Annotated in this window: 26 protein-coding genes; 4 read left to right on the top strand and 22 right to left on the bottom strand. The window is 68.5% G+C overall.

Annotation, left to right across the window (positions count from 1 at the left end):
- Window positions 1-101 precede the first annotated feature (101 nt).
- Entirely contained in the window at window positions 102-1,832 is a 1,731-nt protein-coding gene (locus tag AB663_RS06955; protein WP_067197209.1) for an L-aspartate oxidase, read from the bottom strand.
- 71 nt (window positions 1,833-1,903) lie between these two features.
- Between AB663_RS06955 and AB663_RS06950 the strand changes: the two genes are divergently transcribed.
- On the top strand, window positions 1,904-2,833 hold the full coding sequence (locus AB663_RS06950) for a LysR family transcriptional regulator (RefSeq protein ID WP_067197206.1): 930 nt from the start codon (window positions 1,904-1,906) through the stop codon (window positions 2,831-2,833).
- Between the two features lie 58 nt (window positions 2,834-2,891).
- Here AB663_RS06950 and AB663_RS06945 read toward each other — a convergent pair whose 3' ends face one another.
- From AB663_RS06945 to AB663_RS06930, 4 genes are all read right to left on the bottom strand, one after another.
- Entirely contained in the window at window positions 2,892-5,153 is a 2,262-nt protein-coding gene (locus tag AB663_RS06945) for a heavy metal translocating P-type ATPase (RefSeq protein WP_067197203.1), read from the bottom strand.
- Window positions 5,154-5,218: 65 nt separating this feature from the next.
- Window positions 5,219-6,184 (bottom strand): heavy metal-binding domain-containing protein, encoded by a 966-nt coding sequence (locus AB663_RS06940; RefSeq protein ID WP_067197199.1) that lies wholly within the window; start codon window positions 6,182-6,184, stop codon window positions 5,219-5,221.
- A complete protein-coding gene (locus AB663_RS06935) occupies window positions 6,184-6,393 on the bottom strand; it encodes a heavy-metal-associated domain-containing protein (protein WP_067197196.1) in 210 nt (69 codons plus the stop codon). Before AB663_RS06935 ends, AB663_RS06940 begins: the two co-directional genes overlap by 1 nt.
- 168 nt (window positions 6,394-6,561) lie before the next feature.
- Window positions 6,562-7,482, bottom strand: a complete 921-nt coding sequence (locus tag AB663_RS06930; RefSeq protein WP_083511149.1) for a patatin-like phospholipase family protein — start codon at window positions 7,480-7,482, stop codon at window positions 6,562-6,564.
- A 331-nt stretch (window positions 7,483-7,813) separates the two neighbouring features.
- Here AB663_RS06930 and AB663_RS06925 point away from each other — a divergent pair, with 331 nt between their 5' ends.
- Genes AB663_RS06925 through AB663_RS06915 form a run of 3 tightly spaced genes read left to right on the top strand, consistent with a single transcriptional unit; the run spans window position 7,814 to window position 9,142 of the window.
- Window positions 7,814-7,996 (top strand): hypothetical protein, encoded by a 183-nt coding sequence (locus AB663_RS06925; protein WP_067197189.1) that lies wholly within the window; start codon window positions 7,814-7,816, stop codon window positions 7,994-7,996.
- Between the two features lie 34 nt (window positions 7,997-8,030).
- On the top strand, window positions 8,031-8,906 hold the full coding sequence (locus AB663_RS06920; RefSeq protein ID WP_067197186.1) for a tyrosine-type recombinase/integrase: 876 nt from the start codon (window positions 8,031-8,033) through the stop codon (window positions 8,904-8,906).
- On the top strand, window positions 8,903-9,142 hold the full coding sequence (locus AB663_RS06915; protein WP_067197183.1) for a hypothetical protein: 240 nt from the start codon (window positions 8,903-8,905) through the stop codon (window positions 9,140-9,142). Before AB663_RS06920 ends, AB663_RS06915 begins: the two co-directional genes overlap by 4 nt.
- A 302-nt stretch (window positions 9,143-9,444) precedes the next feature.
- Here the strand turns inward: AB663_RS06915 and AB663_RS06910 are convergent, their stop codons facing one another.
- From AB663_RS06910 to AB663_RS06835, 17 genes are all read right to left on the bottom strand, one after another.
- Window positions 9,445-9,672 (bottom strand): hypothetical protein, encoded by a 228-nt coding sequence (locus tag AB663_RS06910; RefSeq protein ID WP_067197180.1) that lies wholly within the window; start codon window positions 9,670-9,672, stop codon window positions 9,445-9,447.
- 13 nt (window positions 9,673-9,685) lie between these two features.
- Entirely contained in the window at window positions 9,686-9,862 is a 177-nt protein-coding gene (locus tag AB663_RS17155) for a hypothetical protein (protein WP_157540961.1), read from the bottom strand.
- Entirely contained in the window at window positions 9,859-10,659 is an 801-nt protein-coding gene (locus AB663_RS06905; RefSeq protein ID WP_067197177.1) for a peptidoglycan-binding protein, read from the bottom strand. Before AB663_RS06905 ends, AB663_RS17155 begins: the two co-directional genes overlap by 4 nt.
- 10 nt (window positions 10,660-10,669) lie before the next feature.
- Window positions 10,670-12,835 (bottom strand): hypothetical protein, encoded by a 2,166-nt coding sequence (locus AB663_RS06900; protein ID WP_067197174.1) that lies wholly within the window; start codon window positions 12,833-12,835, stop codon window positions 10,670-10,672.
- Window positions 12,835-13,197, bottom strand: coding sequence for a hypothetical protein (locus AB663_RS06895; RefSeq protein WP_067197172.1), 363 nt, complete (start codon window positions 13,195-13,197; stop codon window positions 12,835-12,837). Before AB663_RS06895 ends, AB663_RS06900 begins: the two co-directional genes overlap by 1 nt.
- Entirely contained in the window at window positions 13,194-14,885 is a 1,692-nt protein-coding gene (locus AB663_RS06890) for a hypothetical protein (RefSeq protein ID WP_067197169.1), read from the bottom strand. Before AB663_RS06890 ends, AB663_RS06895 begins: the two co-directional genes overlap by 4 nt.
- On the bottom strand, window positions 14,885-15,394 hold the full coding sequence (locus tag AB663_RS06885) for a hypothetical protein (protein WP_067197166.1): 510 nt from the start codon (window positions 15,392-15,394) through the stop codon (window positions 14,885-14,887). The genes AB663_RS06890 and AB663_RS06885 overlap by 1 nt, the downstream gene beginning before the upstream one ends.
- Window positions 15,395-15,408: 14 nt before the next feature.
- The gene (locus AB663_RS06880; protein ID WP_067197163.1) at window positions 15,409-15,879 is read right to left on the bottom strand and encodes a hypothetical protein; all 471 of its coding nucleotides are present in this window, start codon (window positions 15,877-15,879) and stop codon (window positions 15,409-15,411) included.
- 5 nt (window positions 15,880-15,884) lie between these two features.
- Window positions 15,885-16,256, bottom strand: a complete 372-nt coding sequence (locus AB663_RS06875) for a hypothetical protein (RefSeq protein ID WP_067197160.1) — start codon at window positions 16,254-16,256, stop codon at window positions 15,885-15,887.
- Window positions 16,253-16,579: a hypothetical protein gene (locus AB663_RS06870; RefSeq protein ID WP_067197157.1), complete on the bottom strand. Its 327-nt coding sequence runs from the start codon at window positions 16,577-16,579 to the stop codon at window positions 16,253-16,255. Before AB663_RS06870 ends, AB663_RS06875 begins: the two co-directional genes overlap by 4 nt.
- A 19-nt stretch (window positions 16,580-16,598) precedes the next feature.
- Window positions 16,599-18,170: a phage major capsid protein gene (locus tag AB663_RS06865; protein WP_067197154.1), complete on the bottom strand. Its 1,572-nt coding sequence runs from the start codon at window positions 18,168-18,170 to the stop codon at window positions 16,599-16,601.
- Window positions 18,167-19,270: a phage portal protein gene (locus AB663_RS17150; RefSeq protein WP_067197151.1), complete on the bottom strand. Its 1,104-nt coding sequence runs from the start codon at window positions 19,268-19,270 to the stop codon at window positions 18,167-18,169. The genes AB663_RS06865 and AB663_RS17150 overlap by 4 nt, the downstream gene beginning before the upstream one ends.
- A gap of 62 nt (window positions 19,271-19,332) precedes the next feature.
- Window positions 19,333-21,075 carry a hypothetical protein gene (locus AB663_RS17145; RefSeq protein ID WP_157540958.1) on the bottom strand — a complete coding sequence of 581 codons (1,743 nt, stop codon included), beginning with the start codon at window positions 21,073-21,075 and terminating at the stop codon, window positions 19,333-19,335.
- The gene (locus tag AB663_RS06850) at window positions 21,063-21,380 is read right to left on the bottom strand and encodes a hypothetical protein (RefSeq protein ID WP_067197145.1); all 318 of its coding nucleotides are present in this window, start codon (window positions 21,378-21,380) and stop codon (window positions 21,063-21,065) included. Before AB663_RS06850 ends, AB663_RS17145 begins: the two co-directional genes overlap by 13 nt.
- Window positions 21,381-21,450: 70 nt before the next feature.
- Window positions 21,451-21,747 carry a hypothetical protein gene (locus AB663_RS06845; RefSeq protein WP_067197142.1) on the bottom strand — a complete coding sequence of 99 codons (297 nt, stop codon included), beginning with the start codon at window positions 21,745-21,747 and terminating at the stop codon, window positions 21,451-21,453.
- Entirely contained in the window at window positions 21,744-22,040 is a 297-nt protein-coding gene (locus tag AB663_RS06840) for a hypothetical protein (protein ID WP_157540955.1), read from the bottom strand. Before AB663_RS06840 ends, AB663_RS06845 begins: the two co-directional genes overlap by 4 nt.
- Window positions 22,040-22,258, bottom strand: a complete 219-nt coding sequence (locus tag AB663_RS06835; RefSeq protein ID WP_067197137.1) for a hypothetical protein — start codon at window positions 22,256-22,258, stop codon at window positions 22,040-22,042. The genes AB663_RS06840 and AB663_RS06835 overlap by 1 nt, the downstream gene beginning before the upstream one ends.
- Window positions 22,259-22,401 lie beyond the last annotated feature (143 nt).

The following is a 22,401-nucleotide window of genomic DNA, read 5'->3' as shown; positions in this document are numbered from 1 at the left end:
ACGCTCACCTCGCTCAGGTATGAGTTGTGGTCGGAAAATGGGCGATTTTCCGACCACAACTCATACCTGAGCGAAGGGGGCGAGGGGCGAAGGGGCCGGGGCTATTCGACGAGCTTGCCCGTGGTGTCGACGTCGCGCATGAGCTCGGCGATCTCGGCGGGGATCGGCGGGATCTCCTCGCGCGTCACCCCGGTGCGCGGGCTCCACACGAGGTTCACCTGCAGCGTCGGGTCGGTGTCGGGGAAGTCGCTGCGGTTGTGGCATCCGCGGGTCTCGCGCCGCTCCAGGGCGGCCTCGAGAGTGGCGCGAGCGGCCAGGGCCGATGCCTTGAGGTCGAAGGCGTGCGCCAGGTCCTGAAAACCGGCGATGTCGGGGTGGATGCCGACATCCTCCATGCGCCCTTCGATGAGATCGAGCTCGGCGAGCCCCGTGCGAAGGCCCTGCTCCGAACGCACGACGCCGGCATAGTCGGTCATGGTGTTGCGGATCGCCCGCTGCAGCGCACGCACGTTCTCGGTGCCGTCGGCGGCCAGCAGGTCGTCGATCTCGGCACGCGCCTGTGCCACGGCATCCGCCGACCGTCGCTGCGCGTCGAGCCCCGCCGCGTGCGCCATGGCTGCCTGGCCCACGATGCGCCCGTATACGAGCAGCTCGATGAGGGAGTTGCCGCCGAGACGGTTGGCGCCGTGCAGTCCGCTCGACGCCTCGCCGATCGCGTACAGCCCCTCCACGTCGGTGCGGTGGTCGTCCGGGCGCACCCACACGCCGCCCATGGAGTAGTGCGCGGTCGGCGCGATCTCGATGGGCTGCGCCGTGATGTCGAGCATCTGCAGCTCCATCATGGTCTGGTAGACGCGCGGCAGCCGCTCCATGATGACCGCACGCGGCAGGTGCGACACGTCGAGCCACACGCCGCCATTCGGCGTGCCGCGGCCCTCGGCGATCTCGGTGTACGCGGCGAGCGCGACACGGTCACGGGTCGACAGCTCCATGCGCTCGGGGTCGTACTTCGCCATGAACCGCTCGCCGAGCGCGTTGGTGAGGATGCCGCCCTCCCCGCGCGCCGCCTCGGAGATGAGCGTTCCCGCCGCGTTCTCGGGTTCCAGGATGCCGGACGGATGGAACTGCACGAGCTCGGGGTCGCGCAGGCGCCCGCCGGCTTCGACCGCGAGGCGGAAGGAGTCCCCGGTGTTCTCGTCGCGACGCGAAGAGGTGCGGCGCCAGATGCGGTTGTGTCCGCCCGCGGCGAGGATGACGGCGTCCGCGTGGATGAGGTAGCGCGTTCCGTCGCCCTGGTCGAAGCCGTACGCGCCGAACACGACGTTGTCGCGCACGAGCAGGCGGGTGATGTAGACGTTGTCGAGGATCGGCACGTCGAGCTGTGAGGCGCGGGCGACGAGCGTCCGCTGGATCTCCAGCCCGGTGTAGTCGCCGGCGAAGGCGGTGCGGCGGTAGGTGTGCGCGCCGAAGAAGCGCTGCGAGATGCGACCGTCGGCTTCGCGCGCGAAGTCCATGCCCCAGCGTTCGAGGTCGCGGATGCCGCGCTCTGCGCCCTGCGTGACGATCTCGACCGTGTGGGGGTTGGCGAGCAGGTAGCTCTCTTTGATGGTGTCTGCGGCGTGCTGCTGCCACGAGTCCTCGGCGTCCATGGTGCCGAGCGCCGCGTTGATGCCCCCGGCTGCGAGCGAGGTGTGCGCGTCGTTGCGGGGTCGTTTGCCCACGGCGAGCACGTCGACGCCGTGCTCCGCGACCTCGATGGCCGCGCGCAAGCCCGAACCGCCTGTGCCGATGACGAGGACGGTGGTGGAGATCTGACGTTCCCGGGTGCTCATGGGTTCCACGCTAGGAACCGACATCCGATAACTCCAATGCATTGTTGCACTCGAATCGATACACTGTCGGCATGAACCTGGAGCAGCTGCGCGGTTTCGTCGAGGTCGCCCGCCTCGGCCACTTCACGCGGGCATCGGAGAGCCTGCATCTGGCGCAGCCCTCGCTGAGCCGGCAGATCTCGACGCTGGAGCGCGAACTCGGGCTGGAGTTGTTCCACCGCGCACGCGGTCACATCGCGCTGACCGCAGCCGGAGAGACGCTGCTCCCCCGGGCGCAGAGGATGCTCGCAGAAGCCGAGGCCATCCGCGAGGAGATGGGCGAGCTCCGCGGACTCCGCCGAGGCCGCGTGCGACTCGGCGCCCCGCCCACGCTCTGCATCAGCCTCGTCGCAGAGACCGTCAGCACGTTCCATGCCGCGCACCCCGGGGTCGACCTGCACCTCACCGAGAGCGGCTCGCGCCTGCTCGTCGAGCAGCTCGCGGTGGGCGCCGTTGACATCGCGCTCATCACCGAATCGGCGGGCCACGCCGTGCCGGGCGTGAGCCTCACCCGGATGCCGCTGCTCACGGAGGAGCTCGTCGTGGTCTCCTCCGCCGCCGAACCGCCCATCACCGACGGATCCGCGATCGAGCTGGAACAACTCGCCGCGCTGCCGCTCATCGCGTTCGACGAGAGCTACGAATTGCGGGCGACGACGGATGCCGCGTTCCGCGCCGCCGACCTCACGCCGACGCTGGTGCTCGAGGGGGCGGAGATGGATGCCGTGCTGCGCTTCGTCGAGCGCGGCGTGGGGGTCGCGGTCGTTCCGGCGATGGTGCTGCTCGACCGGCCTGAGCTGCGGTCCGTGCGGCTCGCGCATCCGTCGATGACCCGCACGATCAGCCTCGCCCACCGTTCGGACGTCAGGCCGGCCGCCGCCGTGGCCGCGATGCGCCGCGTCATCGTCGCGACCGCGGCGGGCGTGGCCGAGCGCGACCCCGCGATCACTAGTCTCCTCTGACCCCGGCCCCGATCGCGGCCGGCCGGATCGCGGCCCGCCTGACCGCGGCCCGCCGTGGCTACTCGGCGGCGACGCTGCGGAACCCGCGCAGGCGCAGGCTGTTACCGACCACGAACACGCTCGAGAACGCCATCGCGGCGCCGGCGAGCATCGGGTTGAGCATGCCGAGCGCCGCGATCGGGATGGCCGCGACGTTGTAGGCGAAGGCCCAGAACAGGTTCGTCTTGATGGTCGAGAGCGTGCGCCGGGAGAGACGGATGGCGTCGACAGCGCTGCGGAGGTCGCCGCGCACGAGGGTGATGTCCGAGGCCTCGATCGCCACGTCAGTGCCGGTGCCCATGGCGAGCCCGAGGTCGGCCTTCGCGAGGGCCGGCGCGTCGTTCACTCCGTCGCCCACCATCGCGACGACCTTGCCCTCGGCCTGGAGCCGCGCGACCACGTCGACCTTGTCCTGAGGAAGCACTTCGGCGTGGACGCGGTCGATGCCCACCTCGGCAGCGACGCGGCGCGCGACCGCGTCATTGTCTCCGGTGAGGAGCACGGGCGTCAGTCCGAGCGCGAGGAGTTCCTTCACGGCCTGTGCGCTCGTGGGTTTCACCGTGTCGGCGATGACGAGGATGCCGCGTGCCGCTCCATCCCAGCCGACGGCGACGACCGTCTTGCCTTCGGCTTCGGCACGACCCTTGGCGCCTGCGACCTCGGGCGAGAGGTGCATGGCCCAGTCGGCGAGGAGAGTCTCCCTCCCCACCACGACGGCGTGGCCGTCGACCATGCCCTGCACGCCCTTGCCTTCGACGTTCACGAAGTCGAGGACCGCGGGAAGCGCACCGGCCTGCTTCCGCGCATCCGTGGCGATGGCCTGCGCGATGGGGTGCTCCGACGCGTCTTCCAGCGCTCCCGCCAGTCGCAGCAGCTCCTCGCGGTCGACGCCCGACTCGGTGACCGCGTCGACGAGAGCCATGCGCCCGGTGGTGACCGTACCCGTCTTGTCGAGCACGATGGTGTCGATCCGCCGCGTGGACTCGAGCACCTCCGGCCCCTTGATGAGGATGCCCACCTGTGCTCCGCGTCCCGTCCCGACCAGGAGCGCGGTCGGCGTCGCGAGACCGAGAGCGCACGGGCATGCGATGACGAGCACGGACACGGCGGCGGTGAAGGCGGCCGTGGCGGGGAATCCGGCGCCGAGCCAGGCGCCGAGGGCCGCCACGGCGATGACGATCACGATCGGCACGAAGACGCCCGAGATGCGGTCGGCGAGACGCTGCACCTCGGCCTTGCCGGTCTGCGCGTCCTCGACGAGCTTCGCCATCTGCGCGAGCTGCGTGTCGGCTCCGACACGCGTGGCGCGCACCACGAGCCGCCCGCCCGCGTTCACGGTCGCGCCGGCCACGGGGTCGCCCTCGGCGACCTCGACGGGCACCGATTCCCCGGTGAGCATCGACGCGTCGACGGCGGAGGTGCCGGACACCACGACCCCGTCCGTGGCGATCTTCTCGCCGGGGCGCACGACGAACTCGTCGCCGACGCGCAGCTGATCGATCGCGACCTTCGTCTCGACGCCGTCACGCAGCACCGAGACCTCCTTCGCACCGAGCTCGAGCAAGGCGCGCAGCGCCGCACCGGCCTGCCGCTTCGATCGCTTCTCGAAGTAGCGTCCGGCGAGGATGAACATCGTGACGCCTGCGCCGACCTCGAGGTAGATGTCGGCGGCGCCGTCGGCGGGGCCGATCGTCAGCGCGAACGGATGCGTCATCCCCGGCTCGCCGGCCGTGCCGAAGAACAGGGCGTACAGCGACCACAGGAACGCGGCGGCCGTGCCCATCGAGATCAGCGTGTCCATCGTCGCGGCGCCGTGACGGAGATTCGCCCACGCTGCGCGGTGGAAGGGCCATGCCGCCCACACGATCACGGGAGCAGCGAGCGCGAGCGACGCCCACTGCCAGTATGTGAACTGCAGGGCCGGGATCATCGACATGGCGATGACGGGGACCGTGAGCACCACGGCGCCGATGAGGCGCTGACGCAACGAGGCGAGCTCGGGATCGGCGTCGTCGCCCGTGCCTGCGGGCGCGTCGGACCGCGGCGGTTCGGGGAGCGCTGCTGTGTAGCCGGTCTTCTCGACCTCGGCGATCAGGAGCGCAGGGTCGTACCCCTCGGGAACCGTGATCTTGGCCTTCTCGGTGGCGTAGTTCACCGTGGCCGTCACTCCGTCGAGCTTGTTCAGCTTGCGTTCGATGCGGTTGGCGCACGACGCGCAGGTCATGCCGCCGATCGTCAGCTCGATGCCCGTCCCGCCGGCGGCGGGTGCTGAGGTGCTCATGCTCGTCCTTCTTCCCTCGTCTGTTCGTGCGGCGTCCGTGCTGCGCGCCGCGTTCGTCGGGCCGGTCAGTGCCCGTCGCCGTGCGATCCGTCGCCGGTCTCGTCGCCGTGCGTACCGCCGTTGTGGGCGGCATCACCGTGTGCGGCATCCACGACGAACGACGCGGTGTGCACCTGCCCGTCGACCTGGAAGTCCAGATACAGGAGGTACCGGCCCGCCGTCGGTGCGGTGGCTATGAAACGGATCTGCGGTCCACCCGTGTCGCCCTGCTCCGGCTCGTCGCCCTCGGGGTGCACGTGCAGGAACGCCAGGTCGCCCTGACGGAGCGCGACGAGGTGCCCGAATGCGCCGAGATACGGTTCGAGCGTCTGCACGGGTCGCCCTTCGCTTTCGACGGTGGCGGTGAGCTCGCCCGGCGCACCTGCGGTGAGCGCGCCGTCGAGGGTGACCGTGAAGCCGTCGACCTCCGCGACGCGACGCGGTTCGGCGGCGACCGGTGAGAAGGCGCCGGCGACGTCGATGGTCCTCGTGAGGGTCAGGCCGCGCGCGCCCGCCCCCGCGGGCGTGAAGTCGGCATACACGCGGAACGTCCCTGCGCTCTGCCACGCCCACGGGATCGTCCAGGTCCCGGTGCCGACGTCGAGTTCGGGGTGCACGTGCCGGAAGTCGGCTCCGTCCGACCGGACGACGATGAGGTGCAGCTCTCTGTCGTGCGAGGTCGTGAACTCCGTCACAGCCTCGCCGGCCGCGTCGACGATCCGGAAGCTCAGCGCCCCCTGCTCGCCGACCGTGCTCGGCCCCCCGACCTCGGCGAGCACGAAGCCGTCGGCGTCGAGCGACAGCCCCTGCGGACCGTGCGCCGCGGCCCCGGTCTCGTCCGCCTCTTCGTGTGAATGCCCGTTCATGTCCGCCTCTCCTTTCCACGCCTGCACGAGGCTGTCGGGCACGGCTGCGCCGGCGAGCCCGAAGGCCGCGCCGAAGACGACCGCCGCGCCCGCACCGAACAGCGCGAGCCGTGCCCCGGCTTTCATCAGACCCGCACCGCCGAGTAGCCCGCCTCGGCGACCGCCGCGAGCACCGCCTCGTCGTCGATGGCGTCGGCGCCCGACACCACGAGCCGGCCGGTCTGGTGGCTCACCTGGATGTCGTCGACGCCCGCGACCTCGGCGACCTCCTCCCGGATCGACATCTCGCAGTGTCCGCAGGTCATCCCGGTCACCTGGTACTCCGTCGTGGTCATGTTCCGCTCCTTTCGTAATACCCGGTGGGGGTATGGGCTTCGCTTGCTCCAACCGATCGGTCCTGCCAGGCATTCCCGATTCGGGGAAATACCCCTAGGGGGTATCTGGATCCGAGACTACGCCGGTCGGGCGCCCACGTCAAAGCCCTGCACAGACGGCCAGGGGGTTCACCATCCGAGCGCCGCGATCTCGGGTGCGAGAACCTCGCCCTGCGCCCTGCCCAGACGAGCCGCGTCCGCGCGAAGCGCGGGATCCATCGCGCGCGCCCCACCCATCCGCTCGAACTCGTCACCGGGCGTCACGACGCGCACGCAGCTGCCCTCTCCTCGCAGTTCGTCGACCTGTGCCGACAGCCACGTCCCCCACTCGCGCGGTTGCCGGCTGCGTCCACCGAACGGACTGAGCGCGAGCACCACGCTGCTCCCCGAGGCGAGGTCGGCGTTCTCATTGCGCCGATACCCTCCGTCGATGAAGCGGCGGCGACCGATGCGATAGGCGATGCCGCTCGCGCAGCTGGCGGCGACGGCATCCGCGACGCCGACCCCGCCGTCCCGCTCGAAGACCACAGGCTCACCGGTGTCGGCATCCACCGCCGGAACGAGCAGCCGCCGCGACGGCCACTCGTCGGCGGGCAGCCTGGCCGACACGGTGCGGCGCCACGTCTCCGAGAAGGTGCCGTCATGGTCGCGGGCGATCGCCGCCGCACCGAGTCGACGGCGCATGTCATGCAGGTCGGCCGAGCCCGCGATGATCCCGCTCGTGGCCGACATGCTCTGCGCCGCCGACCGCACGGCGGAACCGCGGTGCGGGTGCGCTGCAGCAGGAGCCGACGAGGCGAGCACGGCGTCGAGAAGCGCGGAGGGGTCAGCCGTGGTGATCTGCACGGCGGCGGTGGCGCCCGCGGACGTGCCGACGACCAGCTCGGCAGCTGCGGCATCGACACCGGCCTCGTGCAGACCGGCGATCACACCGATCAACCACGCGTTGCCGGTCGATCCACCCCCGCCGAGCACGAGTGCGCGGCCCGCGAGCGGTCGAGAGCCGCCGGGGCCGGCAACAGAGAAGGGAACAGAAGACGGAGAGCTCATGAGAGCCGCCTTTCACGAGAACGGAGAGGCGGATGCTCGGCCTGACGCCGTCAGCTCGACGCAGAACGACGGGGAGCACCCGCTGCGAACACTGCAGCGATGGTTCTCTCCTCCCGTCGTCCCGGACGCCTCGGGTGTCCGGGTAGAGCAAGACCCCCGCCGCGTGAGCGACGGGGGTCTTGTACTGTCTCAACACAGTGCGCGCCCCGAGGGACTCGAACCCCCAACCTTCTGATTGGGAGTCGGAACTCCCGCTCAGCGCCGACCTGTTCGACTGTGAGGCGCTCGACGTAGCCTATCAGGCGCTCTGCGTGGTCGAGGCGGTGGCCCTGTGAGCGACGCACTGTTCGACATGGACGCCTGCGACACGGCGCAGGTGATCGCGAGCGTCCCCGGCATCCCGCCGAGGACGGGCGAGCCGAACCGTGCGTTCTCGTCTCAGGCGGGCCTCGCGACGCTGCGGGGGCTGAGGACGCGCGCCACCCTGTCCCCACGCGCTGGTAGCCGTTTCTAGCTATCTTCCCCCTTCGTAAAGGAGAGATGGAGAAATGGCAATGCCGCTGAATCCCACTTGGCAACAGGTCATCGACGACTACGTGCTGCACCTTGTGGCCGCTGACCGCTCACCGAATACGGTTCGAGCGCGCCGCGAGCAGTTGACGCACCTGGCGCGCCGGATCGAGGTTCTACCGGATGCCGTGCGCGCGTCTCATCTGCTGCGCTACGTCGGCGCGCAGTCGTGGAGCACCGAGACGCGCCGGAGCCGGTACGCCGGGTTTCGCGAGTTTTTCAAATGGGCCAAGCGCTCGGGGTACACGATGGTGAACCCGGCTAAGCAGCTCCCCCGCGTGAAGGCCGCAGCGCCGAATCCGGACCCGGTGCCCGCCCCGGTATACGAGGCGGCGCAGCGGCGGGCGCGCGTGCGGGGCGACCATCGCGCCGAGGTCATGATGCGTCTCGCGTACGACCACGGGCTGCGCCGGGGTGAGATCGCCGTGGCGCACTCGAACGACCTTCGGCAGGACTTGCTCGGGTGGTCGCTTCTCGTGCATGGCAAGGGCCGTAAGACGCGCATCGTGCCGCTGACACCGCGAATGGCGTTGGAGCTGCGCGCGCTCGGTGAGGGGTTCTTCTTCCCCGGGAAGATCGACGGTCACCTGTCGCCGCGCCGCGTCGGTGAGATTCTTCGTGACTCCATCGACGGCCATTGGACGGGGCACAAGCTGCGCCATTCGTTCGGCACGAACATTCACGAGTCCACCGATGGCGACGTGATGACGGCGGGGCGGCTTCTCGGGCACGTGAACCTGTCCGCGTCGCAGCACTACATACGGCCCGCCGACGCGCGGCTGCGTGCCGCCGTGTACGCCGCTGCGGGCTATGACATTCCGACTCCCCCCGAACGGAGACTGAGGGCGATATGAGCGTCGAGACGATGAGCTACCTTGCGATGCTGCGGCGGATGATCCGCGCGGCGGGCCGTCGCGTGGCCGAGGCGGATGAGTTCGAGCTTGCCGAGCTGTTGGCGCTGCGGGCCGAGCTGGACGCGGCCATCGCCGCATCCGTGAAGGGCCAGCACGACAACGGCAGGTCGTGGGCCGAGATCGGCGCAGCGGCGGGGATGAGCAAGCAAGCAGCGGCGAAACGGTGGGCGGCATGAGCGACACGTTGCGAGCCGAACTAATGGCAGGCGTTGCGCAGGACTGGTGCGCTCACAGCGTTGCACTCGCCTACGAGCGCGCCGGTGTTGACTGCCCGATCTCGGGCGACGCGCTACGGCTGCATTTGGTGCCGTACCGCGGCGAGTTCTACGAATCGCAGTCGCGCGATCGAGCGCCGAGAACGTGCAGCAGCCGCCGGAATGCTCTGGTAGGCCGTCAACCTACGGTTGACGCTGAAACGGCCCTCACCGTGTGGTGGGGGCCGTTCCATGTCCGGGGCCGTCAGAGGCCCGCTGAGGGCCTAATCGTCTTCCTTCGGGTTCCCGGTCTCATCGACGTAGAACACGGCCATGAGCAGCGGGAGGACGACGGGAGAGGCACCGACGGGAACCCACCCGATAGCGATGGCGAGGGCGAGCGCCGCAGCGGTGACGCCGTACGCCCACTTCCGGAACTTGGGCGTGAGCAGCACGGACGTTCGCCCTCGGAGGGCGGCTCTCCGTTCGCGGCGTGTGGTGGGGGTGACCATGTGGGTTTCCTTCCTAGAGGTTCTGAATGAGGGTGAGGACGAGTGCGGCGGCGGCCACGAGGGACGAGACCACCGAGGGCCACGTCGGCCGGCGCGACGCCTGGTCGTTCTTGAGGTCGCGCACGTCTCGCTCGACGGCCATGACGCGGGTCTCGATCCGTGCGACGACGACGGGAAGCGGCTCGGTCACAGGCCCAGCGCCTTCCACGTGTTCGGCCCGACGATGCCATCAACGGCGAGACCGGCACGCCGCTGGAACTCCTTGACGGCCCGCTCGGTGGCGGGTCCGAAGTCGGAGTCGAGCGCGAGTTTCCCGGCGTAGAGGCTGTAGGCGGTCTTGAGTCGGGTCTGAAGTGCGAGCACGTGCGGCCCCTTGTCGCCTCGGCGGATGGTGGGCCGTGCGCCGGACGGTGCGCCGGACCCGAAGCCCTTCGCGTCGGAGAGCTGGCCCCAGATGCCGTCCGGGGTGAGTCCGTTGGCGGACTGCCACGCCATGACGCGCGCGGTGGTGTCGGGTCCGTACTTGCCGTCAGGGTTCGCGCCGACGAGCCGCTGAATGTCGGCGGTCGGGCGCTTGGTGAGGTTCCTGCCGACGGGTCGCCCCGTGCCGCCCTGACCGATGACGCGGTTGGGGTCGTGGTAGCGCCAGTAGCCGTCCGTGGTAGCGGCCCCATCGACCTCCTGGTGCAGGTGCGGGCCGGTGGTGTGGCCGGTGTTGCCGCTTGCGCCGATGACGCTCCCCTCAGCGACGAGGCGACCGACGGGCGGCGTCGAGCCGAGGTTGCGGAGATGACAGCTCATCACCTGCGCGCCGGTGCCGTACTTCACGCGGACGTAGTACCCGGCGCGGGCGGTGTAGCCGCGTCCGACGATCTTTCCGTTGCCCGCAGCCTTGACGATGGTGCCCTCGCCTACGGGGAAGTCAACGCCGGAGTGATCCGGATAGGTGGTGTGTCGAGCGAACGGGATAGGGAGCTTGGTAACCATGTTGTGCCTTTCAGGGGTTGAGGGTGTTGTCGCGCGTGGTGACATCCACGACGCCGGACTGGAGGTCGAGAGTGACGGCGGTCGCGCGCCCGTAGAGGGTGGGGCTGCCCGGTGTGGTGCTGTAGGTGAGGGCGTTGGGCCGCGCGCCCGTGTTCTTGAGCAGTTGCAGCGTCTGGGTACGCCCTCGACCTCGGATGCGTTGCAACGTGTAGGCGGCGGCACCGGGGCCGGGGTAGGCGCTGTCACGCTCGACGGTGAGCACCTTGCCGCTGGTCCCGGCGATGTCGTACGCCTCGCGCGTCTTGCCCGTGCCGTCCGTCCAGCGGTGGTGAATCACCACACCGTCGGCCCATTCGTCGCCGTCGCGGCTGAGCTCGTCGGTGCCGTCGAGCATGTTGCCGTTGTCGCCGCTCTGAGCCGAGATGGACGGCACGTCGAGAACGTCGCCAGGGCCGCTCAGCCGCCACAGGCGCGATTCGTCGCACCAGAGCCGCAGTCCGGACGACTCCACGAGTGGGGTGAGGAAGTCCCAGAGGGATTGGCCGGGGTTCCAGTTGAAGATTTCCGGGAGCCGTTCAGGCGTCGCGGTGCGGCGGGATGCGGAGGCTGCCGCTGTGCCTTCGAACGTGTACGTGTAGTTCTCGGTGTTCGTGGTGTACCCGTCGAAGTAGTCCTCGACTATCGGCCCCTCGCTCACCATCGCCTTATCGAGCGCCCATGTCTTGCCCGCAGCGGACGAACCGAGAGCGACGTACACGGCCCCCTTGACGGCGCGGGCCGGGGCGACGGCGGTGACCGTCAGACGCTGCCATGCCGAGTTGAGCGTGAGGCTCGTGCCGCCCCGTGTTGAGATGGCCGCGCCGTCCTGGTCGTACCACCGGAAAAGGAGCTGACTCTGTGCCGCCCCGTCGTGGCGCACGTAGCAGCTCGCGGTGAGCATGTCCCCCTCGGAGACGGACAGTCCGATCTCGGGCGGGACCGTCCACACGGCTCCCTGCGCGCCGCTCTGCGTCGCGGCGACGTAGCCGGTAGTCCCGCCGACGCCCGCACCCGTGTTGTGGGCGATGGAAGTGGACGCCGAACCGATCGACCACCCGGTGATGTCGTTGCGCGCGTCGCCGTTTCGCACGAGGTTGACGGCATCCCACTGCGCGGTGATGTCCCGGTCATTGATGCCATCCGGTTGCAGCACGAGTTCATGCCAGGGACGCACCTTATCCGTCACCTCGGTCATCACTCCCGTGATGTCCATGAGGGTGCTGGTCGTCAGCGCCGTGGCACCCGCCATCACGGTCGAGATCGCTACGTACTTCGCGCCCGCAGGAACTACGCCCGTCCACGAGGGCCGCGCCCAGTTGTTGGCAAGTGTCTGCTCAACCACCGCACCGCTCATCGTGCTGCCGACCCATGCGCCAGCGCCATTGTGAAACCGCACGCGGGTGACCCACGTCGTCTTTCCCACGAACAGCCGTATGAAACGCGAGATCGTGATTGTCTGGCCCGGGTTTACTCGCGGTCCTTCGAGCCATCCGCCCGACGTACCCGGCGCGGCGAGGTCAGGGTTTCCGTACGAGTCCACCCCACGCCCGCTCACACTGCCCGATTCGGGCGACGTGAACCGCACCACCGTCGCGGGCGCACCCGGCGCGGGCGAACCCGTGGTCACGAACGACCGCGCCCAGCCGAACCGAGGCCCATAGGGTGCGAGGTTGCCGGTGCTGAGACCGCGCGAGTTGGGTTCGAGGTTGCGGAGGATGCTCGGCACTTGAGACAGCGCCCAGTCACAGACCGCACGGAGCGATGATTCGAACGCCCGCGCTCCCTTGTTGGGGGTGGTGGCAAGTAGCGAGTGGTCCTGTAGGAGTGCTTCGTCCGACGCGAGTTCAAGTTCGAGTTCGCCGGAGAGGTAGTCGATGCGGCGGGAGCGCAGGCCGAGGTCGATGGTTCGTTCGACCGGCTCGACGTACCCGGATTCCGTGGTGGCGATGGTGACGCGCTGCGGCTTGCGGGGGTCGATGGCGTCGAGGTTGTCGACGCTGCCGAGCGGAACGCGCAGCGACCCGCGAATGTGCGGTGCCCACGTCTCATCGAAGGTGGTGTGTCCGCTTGAGACCGATAGGGGATCGCCGCCGTTGATCCGGGTGACCGCCCGGAATTCGTGTTCGATGGCGGGCATTACAGCTCCTGGAATCCGAACCCGACGATCCAGTACTCACGGGTCGTCGGGTCGAGTTCGATGCTCACGCTGTTCTCATCGACGCTGAACGTCATGTTCAGGGCGGGCCGGTCGAACGATTCGAACGTGTACACCTCACCGAGGGAGAGGAGGTTGAAAGCGTCGAGGGCGCTCTGTTCGTGGAGGATCAGCACATCGAGATGTCCGCTGCGGGGGTTGGCTGCGCCGAGCTGCACGGCGACGCCGCCGCCCACGACGTCGTGGATGCGGTTGCGGGACTTGCGCTCAGCGCGGTACCCGAGCACTTGCTCCGCCCAGAACGACGTACCACCGGCCTTGCGTTGCGTGATGCGAGCTGTCATCGCACTGCCCTTCCGATTGCGGGGCCGATGTAGCGGCCATAGACGGGGATCGACCGGTTCGAGTTGCTGCGGATGAAGTTGTCCATCTGCCGCTGCGCGCCGGAGAGGTCGAGGTTGACGCGGATCGTGCATGTCCGGTCGCGGGCCACCTTGTCGAGGGCTTCGTTGGCGGCTGCCTTGCCGGTCGTCTTGACCTTGATTTCCGCCGTCCGGTCTTTCGCCACTTCCTTGACGGCACGTTCGGCCTTGCTGGTGTGTGCGGTGATCTCAACGTCCGCGTCCGGGTCGAACGAATCCTCGAACCCGACGGCGGCTTGACTTCCACCGCTCGACCCGAGGTCGTTGAGCGCTGCCGAGTACCGGGGCCGTGCTTCCTCGGGGAGGGCGACGAACTGCGCGACCCATTGCATCCGGGCGTCCTCGGGCATCTCCATGAGGTTCGACCACTGCTCGGGTGTGAGCTTCATCGTCGCGAGGTTGGCCTGATACTGCTCGGCGGCGGCGCGGTGTTCCTCCATGTACTGCACCCACCGGTTGATGTCGAGCGCGCCTTCCTCGGTGGTGGCGTACTCGGTCGCGGCACCGCGCATGTTGTCGTACGCCGAGAGAACCGAGTCCTGCACGGCCTGCTCGGCGGCGGCGATCCGCTCCGCCTTTTCTTCTGCGGCTGCGGCTGCGGCTGCGGCGTCCTCGATCCCCGCAGCGGTCATGCGCTTCTGGGATTCCTCGGCCTGCGCCCGGATGGCGAGTTCCTCGTCTAGCTGTTCGAGCACGTCCTTGTGCGCGAGGGACTGATCGAGCAGGGCTTGCAACCGCTCGCGGCCTTCCTCGGTGGCGAGAGCACCGAGCCGACCGATGCTGTCGTATTCCTCATCGAGCGCGTCCTTGGATCGCTGCACCGCGTCCCGGTACTCCTGCACATCCTCGGTGGTGCCGCGCAGGACCGAGCCGATTTCCTCGGTGCCTCGCCCCATGCGCTTGAGTGCGTCGGCCCATTCTTCGAGCTGTGTGGGGTCGTCCTCCCAGAACCACCGCCAGTCGGTGGACTTGAGTTCTTCGAGTTCGCGGATGCGCTCGACCATGCGCTGCGCGCTGCTAACCCACGTGTCGGTAGATACGCCCGCGTCGAGGGCGTCACCGGCCAGTTCTACGGCCTTGAGTCGCAGTTCTTCGGCTGCCTCCTGCGCCTGCTGGAAGGCGTTGACCGCGATACCGATGCCCGCCGCGATGGCGAGGCCCGCGAGAGCGCCCGCAGGGCCGAACCCGGCGAACGCGTTCGCGGCGACCTCCTGGAAAGCGTCGATGATCGACTCGGCGGAACCGTCGAACGATGCGGCGGCTTCCTTCGCCGTGGATGCCGCCTCGCTGCGCAGTTCCTCGACACCATCTTCTGCGCCTTCCATCCCGCGCTTGACGGACTTCCCGGCGTCGTCACCAGCGTCACCGAGGTCTTTCGCGCGACGGGCTGCGCTCTTGAGCGCGTCCTCAGTGTTCTCGATGGCCTTCTCGGCTTTGTCTGCCGAGCGGACGAGTTCGCGGAAGGAACCCTCGATCTTGTCGCCCGCCTGGTCTCCGTCGCGGGTGAGGTCATCGAGCGAGTCGGCGGTGTCGTCCAGCGCTTTCGAGAGGTCTTTGACATTGCGCTGCGCAACGCGAGTGTTCGCGGCGATGTCGATGGAGAGGGCCATTACTCCTGCTTTCCTTCCAGAGCGGTGGCGATGGTGCGGACAACGGTTTGCACCCACAGGCGGGCTATGCGCGGCACCATCTCGCGGGCGCTGGGGTAGAACACGTACCCGTTGGGGTTGCGGCCCTTGAGCTGCGCTGAGGTGTGCCGAGTGACCGAGTGGGATCCGCCGTTGGGGCTACGCCGCTGGTAGGTGCTCATGCGGCTGCGGTCTGCACCGAACTCCACGGCGGGGTAGTCGGCTTTGGGGTTGAGGCCGCCCGACAGCGGGCGACCTTTCGAGGCCGATTGAACGCGCACGTTCTGGTTGGATACCGTGACCACGGATGTGTCCACGATGACCCGGTGCTCGAACCGAGAATCGGCGCGCTCTGCTAGTGCTTTCTTCCACTCGGGGGCGGCGATGCGCTTCGTCTCCTGCCGGGTCATCTTCTGCATGGTCCGGTCCAGAGAGCGGACGGCGTAGATGGTCGCGAGAAGTTCCCGCGATGCCGTCACGTCGATGCGCACCGCCGCCGCCCGCGTCAGTCGGTGGCCGGGTCGTCGCCTGCGACGAACCCCGCAGGCGGGACGACGGGCGCCTTCGGCCTCGGGCGACCGATGACGCCGAGCGTCACGGACGACTCAGCCACGGTCGCGACCTTGCCGCCGATGCTGCCGGGAGCGATGAAGACATCCGTCTCCCAGCCAAGACCGCCCTTCTTCGGCTCGAACAGGAGCGTGACCTGTTCTCCCTCGTGCTCGAACAGGAACATGGAGAGGCTGTTCTCCGTCTCCCAGTCCTGCGCGTAGTCGAGGGTGTCGGCCCACGTGGTGACACCGGGAGCCTGGAACGCGGCATCGGGAGACAGCCCGTTCCACGTCACGGAGCTTGTGGTGGGCGTGATCGTGACGCCGGACACGTGCTTCTCGAAGTCGAACGAGTCGGAGCCGGACAGGGTGGCGCGCAGGAGACAGTCGCGGAGGACGATGGGCTTGACGTCAATCTGAGACATGGTGGTTATTCCTTCGATGCGATGACGGTGAACGGGATGTCGTAGGCGAGGCGGTCGTTGTACGCGACCGCATCGGCCTTGTCGTGCTGGTAGCGGGTGTCGAGGTAGTCGAGGACGGCGGGCACGAGGTCATCGAGCGCGTCCCCGGCGCGCTCGAGGTCGGTGAAGTGGGAGATGACCGTGAGCAGCAAGCCAACGTTGCGGTGCGAGTTGGGAGCTTCCGGGGTGATGTCGTACGACTTCGCGCGGATCAGTGCCGTCGGTTCGCGGATGTCGTCCAATGCGCGCTCTGTGGCGATGACGCGCAGGCCCGCGAGGGCGGGCACGTCGCGCCACGCTGTCTCGAACTCGGCTGCGATCTGCTTGCGGACGCTCACAGGATCGCCCCCATCGCGCGACGCGGGCGTAGGAGCTGCTGCACCTGCCAGTCGAGCGGGTGCGCCGTGATGCCGTACCCGCCGCCGTCGAACTCACCACCGGGCGATGCGTGCGCGGCGTTGTAGATGTTGCGGGCCTGCATCGCCTGTGCGAGCCGCCAGCCATCGGGAATCTCCGTGACGCCCTCGGGGAGGGCGGGAGCGTAGTCGAGGCAAGCGTCCTTCGCTGCGGCGAGGTACGTCGCCGCAACCTGTTCGTTCGGCGGGACATCCGGCCAGAGGAAGATCAGGTCGGGATCGTCCGGGGTGAGCCACTGTGCCATTTCTACGCTCCCGCCTCTCTCACGGGGTGACGGGCTGGGTGACGGACCGCAGCGCCTTCGCGTTGTTGATGAGGGTGGCGTAGTAGCCGAACACGGCGATGTCGTTCGCGCCGTTGCCCGGCTGCACGCCCTCGACGCGGATCGGGACATCGCCCAGCTCATAGAACGTTGCGGCCTCGCGTGCGCCGACGATGACCGCCCCGGTGCCGACGGCTGCGGGCTGGATGCTGAACCCGGCCATGTCGCCGCTCTCAAGCCCGAAACCGGCGTTCAGGAAGGCGAGCACGTCATCCTTCGGGGTGAGGATGATCTCGCGCCACAGCTCGGGCGACACGAGCGCGAACCCGGGCCGGTTCTCGCTTGCGATCACGTCGAGCGCGCCGTCCACGATGGCGGCGAGTCCCTTCGCGATGCCTGCCGGGACAGCGCCGGGGGCCGTCGGGGTTGCGCCGTTGACGAGGGCCGTCAGCGCTCGCGCGTCGGTCTTGCGCTTGTAGTCCTCGGTCTGGTGCGTGAGGTAGGACGAGACGACCGCCTGATCGTTGAAGTCGGTGAATCGGCGGTCGAGACGGTGCCCGCCTGCGAGGCGCAGCGCGTCCACGGTGACCGGCTCGGTGTCGAGCGCGTTGGACGGAACCTCGGCAGTGTTGCCGGTGTAGTCGTCCATCGTGGGCGTCTTGCCCTCGACCCACTTCCAGCCCTGCATCTTGTAGTTCGTGAGCTGCTGCTGCGTGAGCAGCGGAACGATGCGGCGCTGGTACGGGGCGCGCTGCCACAGCTCACCGAGGTAGCCGGTCTCCTGCGTGTCGGCCCCGATGGTGGCTCCGGAGGGGCCGGAGTGCTGGACGGTGCTCAGCGCGAACATCTCGCCCGCGTTCGCGTAGGGCGCGAGGTCGTCGGGGTTGCGGGTCGCGAGTGCCGCGAACAGACCGTCGAGGGTCGGGCGCGGCTCGGTCGTGGCGGCGGGTGCGCCGTCGGGGACGATGTTTCCCATGAGTGCGTTTTCCTGTTCTCCCTCGGCGGCGTCCGCGTCGGGTTCGGTGGTTTCGGTTGTGGTGCGGGTTTCGGTGACGCGACGCCAGGTCACGCCGTCGGCGTCGATGAACTCGGAGATGTGCGTCTCGGTCTCTTCGCCAGTGATCGCGTAGTCGGCGGCGATGTCCTCAGCGATGGCGAACAGGCCCGCCGACGCGAACGCGCCCTCGGGGACGAGGGCCGCCCCGGTGAGCTTGGACTTGATTGCCCGCGCGCCGTCACGGACGATCCCGGCGACCTCGGCGGAGAGCTTGCGCAGGTGCCCGCCCTCGCGGAGGTAGGCGTCGCCCTCGTCGGTGTCCGCGATCTTGAACTCGGCGTAGACGCCCTTCTCCCGCTTCTCCAGGAGCGTTGCGCGCCCGATGGGGTCGTACCGGTTGTGCTTGCGGTTGAGGGTGATGACGGACGGATCACGCGGGAGTTCGATGCTGTCGGCGGAGAACATGACCGGCTCAGTGCCGCTGATGTTCGGGCGGGACAGCTCCCCGAACGGGAGCAGGAGACCGCACAGCTTGCGCGTCTCAGGGTCGTAAGCGAAATCGCTGTTCTCGGTCATGCTGCGTTCTCCGTTTCGGGGTCGGTGTCGGTGTCGCGCGTGGTCGCACCGTGGGCGTCGTTGGGTACGGCGGTGAGGTTGGACCGGTTGAAGCGGATGACCTTGCTCTCTTGGCCAGTGACGGCGAGGACGCTGAGGCACGCTTCGATCGGTGCCATCCAGTACTCAAGGTCGTCCACGATCTGGTTTCGGGTGCCCTCCTGCGTGACGTACGTGAGCGAACTCGTCGCCGTGGACCCGTCGAGGTAGGACACGGGAAGGTTGGTCTGGTTGGCGATGTCGATGCGGGCGGCGTTGCGGCCCTTGTCGAACAGGTCGGCCTCGACTTCCCCATGCACTTCGAGGGTGAGGGTGGCGGGGAGGAATCCCACAGCACCGTTCTCGCTCGTGCGGGCGGCGGACCATGCGGCGACGTACTTCTTGGCTTCGTCCTGAGTCACGCCGTCGCGCTCGGTCTCGTGCAGCACCATCGCGGGGATGGGGTTGCGTGTGCGTCCAACCCAGGCGCGTTCCATGTACCGCCATCCCCGGATCGTGTCGCGGGCGCTGGTCAGGAGTCCTTCGTCCGGCCCGACGAGCAGGATGACGGACTGGTCGTCGGTGACGGGCTGCCCATCGATGGAGACGCCCGTGGGGGACGTGGGCGAGAACGTCCAGCGGTGGCGGGGCACGCGGGCCGCTTCGGTGATCTTCCCGGCGTCGTCGCGGGTGACGGTCCAGAGCGCCCAGCCGGTGAACATGAGGTCATCGAGGGTCCACGCCATGCGGTGCCATGCCGTCTGCGCGGCGGACGGCGACCCGGTGGTGAGCCATTCGGGCTGCTCGCCGTCGGGCACGAACTCGCCATCGGTGCCGATCATCTCGCCCTGTTCCATCGGCAGGTCAGCGATGCGCCCTACGATGACGGCGCGGGCGCGCTTGATCGGGGAGACGGTCATCGCGGTGTCGCGGGTGACGACATCGGAGCCGGTCGGGCCGTAGATGTCGTGGTACACGAGCGCGGCGAGTTCCGGCTGCGGCGACCACGGCGGGATGGGGACGGCCTGCACGGCTGCCGCCGATGCGGGAGCGCCGAACAGGAAGCGCGAGAACCAGGACATGACGTGAACCTTAACGACGATTTTTGTAGGTATGCAACAAGACCCTGTGGATAACTTTGTGTTTAGCTCACAATGATGGGGTCGAATGAGCCGCCCGTGGTCGGGTCGGGGAGCTTGTAGAGCGCGGCGGCTGCGGCTTCGAGCGGGGTGATGTCGAACTCGGGATCGGACTGCGGCGCGCCGAGTAGGACCGCTTTGCCGGACACGCGCTTGACCGCCCCGGCTGCGGCTCGGTCCAACGGCTCTTGTTCCCAGTGCCGTACGTCGCCGTGGCGCAGTCCGTTGAGCAGCTTCGAGTGCGCGACGGACTTCTCGCCGAAGCGGATCATGACCGTCTGCGGGCGGGGCTTCGCGGATCGGATCAGGTCTTGGATGATGGACTTCTCCTGCGGGGAGTCGTCGTAGACGATGGGGAGGCGCAGCATCTTCCAGTACTTCCAGAGCGTCGCGGCCATGCGTGCGTTGCCCTGTTGGTGGTGGATGAGCTTGACGCCGACGCGGGGCGGGGCTTGGTCGGCGTCGCCGTCGAGCGCCCACGCGGCGCGGGCGAGGTCGCTGCCGTCGTCGGGGAGGTACCAGGCGACGGCGATGGACGCCCATAGGCCGCCAGGGTGGACGGCGAACGCGAGGGAGAGCGGCGTGACGCCCGTGGGTACGGGGCCGGGTTCGGTGGTGTCGATCCACTCGGAGCCAATGATGGTGTCGTTGCCTGCGGCTTTGCCGAAGTGCCCGCAGTATTCGAGCGCGAATCGCTCGGGGCCGAGGGTCGGGAAGTTCTGCCTGATCTTGGCGAGGGTGGTGAGTCCGTCGAGGCCGGGGTGCAGGCGCTCGATGAGTTCGCCCGCGCCCGCTTCCCACGATTCGAGGAGCTTTTCGTCGATGTCGTCGGGGACGCCGTAGCGGATGCGGCCCGCTTTGGGGTCGTGGAGCGTCGCCCAGAAGTGCGAGCCGTCGCGGTACTTGCCGCCCGTTCCGGCGTAGACGAGCTGCGCGCCGGGGCGGGTGTCGAACGACGGGAGGACGGCCCCCACGATGTCATCCCACATCTCGGGTTCGGCCTCGCCGGATTCGTCCAGCACGAGGATGTCGTACGCGCCGGAGCGCACGTCGTCGCCGTTGGGTGAGAGGATCGCGAGCTTCGAGCCGTTCGCGAACTCGATGCCGAGGTTGCCGTTCCCCTCGGTGAGCTTGAGGCCGACGACTTTCTCGCGGTGCGGCTTGTCGCGCCACTTGCGCAGGATGGGATCGCGCACGTCGAGCTTGAACCGCTCGCCCGCTTTCTTCGCGGTCGTGAGCATGGTGTATCCGGCCATGTACACCGCGCGCATGTAGCAGCGTCCGAGCAGCACGCACCACAGGCTCGTGGTCTTGGAGGATCGGCGCGGTTCGAGGATGGCGTTGAGGAAGTTGCCCTCGTCGGGCTGCACGTCGTCCAGATCGATCGGTGCGCCCGTGCCGAGCACGTCGGCGGTGCGGAGCATCTGCGGTTGGAGGTTCGCGAGCAGGCCACCGGGCACGATGCGGCGCGGCACGAGTTCGTTGATGATCCACGCGCCGACGAGGAATTCGGCGCGCGACTGGAAGGTGCTGTGCAGCTCGGACTGATCCAGCGGCGACCGCCCCTCGTCGCGCTTCGCGTTCCACGCCGCCTCATCGAGCAGCGGATGTTCGAACACATCTTCCGGTAGCTCCATCCCATCCCAGTCCAGGGGGGGGATTTTGCTGCCGGAGGCGGTAGTTGTGACGACGCCACTCAAAGAACCGGCGTCGCGAGTGTCGAACGTTGTTTCGATCAGATCGTCCATGTTGTTTCGTTGGTTGTCGGCACGTCGATGCGGTGACGGCGGTTGGTGATGGATGCGCCTTGTCTGCCTCCGGCTGCTCTGTTGCCGATGCATGAGCGGGAGCGGTGGCGGTGCTCGGGTGCCAGCTCGTGGAGCGCGGATGCGCGGGCGTGAGGTAGGTGGCCGACGTCGAACGGTTCGCCCGGCAGGATGCGGCGGCGACAGCGCCAGCACACCAGACGCCCGGCCTGGTGCTCAGGCGTCCAGCGCTTGCGCAGGATGCGCGCGTTGCGCTGGTACTCGGGCGTCTGGTGCTTGGCGCTCATCGCGTGATGGCCATTCCGACGAGGAACGCGACGAGGAACACGACGACGCAGGCGAACAGCATCTCCATGGTCATCCCCGCCCGTTCGCGCACTTGCCGATGTAGAGCGCTCGGTCGGTGATGCTGCGCTCGGCGGCGTTGATGAATGCTCGGGCGGCGTCGAAGTACTCGGACCCGTCCTCGATGAGTCGGGTTCGTGCGCCGTCGAGCGTGGCGGCTTCGCTCTTGAGCTGTCGTGCCGTGTCTCGCAGGCCGAGTGATCTTGCCTCGGCGCTGAGGGCGCGGGCGGCATCCACGAGTGTGGTGAGGCGGTTCGCGAGGGTGCGGCTCACGTGCGCCTCGGCGGTGGTCATGGTGGCGGTCATCATCGGTCGATCCCGTCGGCGTCGTCGGGCGGGCATGTGCCGCAGTCGCACGGGCCGGTGTGTCCGTACGGGCGTGCGCACAGGTGGACGGACGACGAGCGCCCGTGGTCGGTGGCCCATGCCTTGGCGCACTCTCCCGAGCTGGCCATCGAGACGGCCATCTCAGCGACGTGTGCGGCGACACGGGCGGCGTAGGCGCGTTCCTGCTTGCGGTTGTGGAGGTCGGACAGAATCCACCCGATGAGGATGAGCGAGAACAGGATGCCGACGACGAGCGGGCTGAGGTAGTCGTGCATCACTCGGCCCTCATCTCAGCGAGGGCGAGCGCGATGATGGCTTGCCCGAATGCGGCTCCGATGACGTGCGGCTCGGCGGCGTCGAGCAGTGCGCGGGCGCTCGTCACGAAGTCGGCCGGGACGGTGCCCGCCTCGATGTCGGTCTTGATGCGGTCGATGAGTGCACGAATGAGCTGCGCTGCTTCCTCGCGCGGGTTGGTCTTGGGCTTGTCGCTCACTTGAGTTCCTTCGGTTGGTATGTCGGGCCGAGGATTGCCCGGATGGTTTCGCGGCTGGGGAGGTTGGTGCGGTCGTTCTCGCGTCGGCTGTCGTCTCGGTGGTGGCCGCAGGTGCACCATCCGGATTCGAGGTAGCGGTGTTC

This window comes from Microbacterium sp. XT11 (assembly GCF_001513675.1).
Lineage (GTDB): Bacteria > Actinomycetota > Actinomycetes > Actinomycetales > Microbacteriaceae > Microbacterium.
Note: the sequence above shows the minus strand (reverse complement) of the source record. Positions and strands in the feature narration are given on the sequence as shown.

Bases quoted from the DNA above. Each gene is read 5' to 3' on its own strand.
- AB663_RS17150 (WP_067197151.1), bottom strand. From the start codon at position 19,270: ATGTCCTGGTTCTCGCGCTTCCTGTTCGGCGCTCCCGCATCGGCGGCA.
- AB663_RS06930 (WP_083511149.1), bottom strand. From the start codon at position 7,482: ATGAGCTCTCCGTCTTCTGTTCCCTTCTCTGTTGCCGGCCCCGGCGGC.
- AB663_RS06945 (WP_067197203.1), bottom strand. From the start codon at position 5,153: ATGAGCACCTCAGCACCCGCCGCCGGCGGGACGGGCATCGAGCTGACG.
- AB663_RS06895 (WP_067197172.1), bottom strand. From the start codon at position 13,197: ATGACAGCTCGCATCACGCAACGCAAGGCCGGTGGTACGTCGTTCTGG.
- AB663_RS06850 (WP_067197145.1), bottom strand. From the start codon at position 21,380: ATGAGCGCCAAGCACCAGACGCCCGAGTACCAGCGCAACGCGCGCATC.
- AB663_RS06880 (WP_067197163.1), bottom strand. From the start codon at position 15,879: ATGTCTCAGATTGACGTCAAGCCCATCGTCCTCCGCGACTGTCTCCTG.
- AB663_RS06905 (WP_067197177.1), bottom strand. From the start codon at position 10,659: ATGGTTACCAAGCTCCCTATCCCGTTCGCTCGACACACCACCTATCCG.
- AB663_RS06890 (WP_067197169.1), bottom strand. From the start codon at position 14,885: ATGGCCCTCTCCATCGACATCGCCGCGAACACTCGCGTTGCGCAGCGC.
- AB663_RS06900 (WP_067197174.1), bottom strand. From the start codon at position 12,835: ATGCCCGCCATCGAACACGAATTCCGGGCGGTCACCCGGATCAACGGC.
- AB663_RS06950 (WP_067197206.1), top strand. From the start codon at position 1,904: ATGAACCTGGAGCAGCTGCGCGGTTTCGTCGAGGTCGCCCGCCTCGGC.
- AB663_RS06955 (WP_067197209.1), bottom strand. From the start codon at position 1,832: ATGAGCACCCGGGAACGTCAGATCTCCACCACCGTCCTCGTCATCGGC.
- AB663_RS06840 (WP_157540955.1), bottom strand. From the start codon at position 22,040: ATGCACGACTACCTCAGCCCGCTCGTCGTCGGCATCCTGTTCTCGCTC.
- AB663_RS06870 (WP_067197157.1), bottom strand. From the start codon at position 16,579: ATGGCACAGTGGCTCACCCCGGACGATCCCGACCTGATCTTCCTCTGG.
- AB663_RS06910 (WP_067197180.1), bottom strand. From the start codon at position 9,672: ATGGTCACCCCCACCACACGCCGCGAACGGAGAGCCGCCCTCCGAGGG.
- AB663_RS06940 (WP_067197199.1), bottom strand. From the start codon at position 6,184: ATGAAAGCCGGGGCACGGCTCGCGCTGTTCGGTGCGGGCGCGGCGGTC.
- AB663_RS06920 (WP_067197186.1), top strand. From the start codon at position 8,031: ATGGCAATGCCGCTGAATCCCACTTGGCAACAGGTCATCGACGACTAC.
- AB663_RS06915 (WP_067197183.1), top strand. From the start codon at position 8,903: ATGAGCGTCGAGACGATGAGCTACCTTGCGATGCTGCGGCGGATGATC.
- AB663_RS17145 (WP_157540958.1), bottom strand. From the start codon at position 21,075: ATGGACGATCTGATCGAAACAACGTTCGACACTCGCGACGCCGGTTCT.
- AB663_RS06845 (WP_067197142.1), bottom strand. From the start codon at position 21,747: ATGATGACCGCCACCATGACCACCGCCGAGGCGCACGTGAGCCGCACC.
- AB663_RS06865 (WP_067197154.1), bottom strand. From the start codon at position 18,170: ATGACCGAGAACAGCGATTTCGCTTACGACCCTGAGACGCGCAAGCTG.
- AB663_RS06935 (WP_067197196.1), bottom strand. From the start codon at position 6,393: ATGACCACGACGGAGTACCAGGTGACCGGGATGACCTGCGGACACTGC.